Origin of the sequence: Synechococcus sp. R8-2 (assembly GCF_047461715.1) — a bacterium.
In the GTDB taxonomy this organism is placed as follows: Bacteria; Cyanobacteriota; Cyanobacteriia; order Thermostichales; family Thermostichaceae; genus Thermostichus.
Genome location: NZ_JANSHQ010000686.1, coordinates 1 through 677 on the forward strand (window position 1 = coordinate 1; position 677 = coordinate 677).

General features: G+C 57.9%; 1 protein-coding gene and 1 pseudogene. Both read right to left on the reverse strand.

The window, feature by feature from the left end:
- Positions 1 to 257 (reverse strand): annotated as a pseudogene (locus tag NW819_RS13875) (CPBP family intramembrane glutamate endopeptidase); the annotation flags it as partial.
- A gap of 15 nt (positions 258 to 272) precedes the next feature.
- A complete protein-coding gene (gene clpS / locus NW819_RS13880; protein ID WP_414333897.1) occupies positions 273 to 554 on the reverse strand; it encodes an ATP-dependent Clp protease adapter ClpS in 282 nt (93 codons plus the stop codon).
- Between the last annotated feature and the right edge of the window lie 123 nt (positions 555 to 677).

Sequence of the window (677 nt, forward strand, 5' to 3'; positions counted from 1 at the left end):
ATCCCCAGGCCCCACAGGATCCCGCCTCGGCAAGGCCAACTGCCATCCAGTCCATAGGCGGCAAACCCGGATCCCCACATCCATAGCCAGGCTAGCAGCAGGGCATACAGGAGCAGCCACAGGTACTCCCGTCGTTCAGGAAGAAGCCAACTCCCCAGCCCGAGCAACGGCAGCCAGGCCAAGAGCGGGATCGCCAAGAAAAGCAGCAGACGCAGCAGAAATGGACAAGCCCTCAGCTTGGAGATCGGCAGGCCCACCCCAACCGCTCCTGCTTAGCGTTCCGGCTCAATGGAGCTGGTGAGGCCGTGCTGACGCAACTGCTCACAGTAAAACTCCGCGTGCTCCCGCGGCACCACGATCACCACAGCAACACCGTTGTTGTGGGCCTCTAGCATGATCTCGGTGGCTTGCGGCGGCATCATGGATGGGATCACCTTGACCAGCACCTGCACCACGTACTCCATGGTGTTGACATCGTCGTTGTGCAGCAACACCCGGTACATGGGCATGTGCTTTGGGGTTACAGAAGGCTTGACCAGGGTCTCTGTAGCCACAACGATCCCTCCTTCGGCAGGGTCAACAAGAAGTCTAAGGAACGCAAAACCGCAAAAATGGGGCAAAAGCAGGAAAAACTGTAATGAAATTTTAGCCTTCTCAGCAAGCTCTGTGAAAAGGCC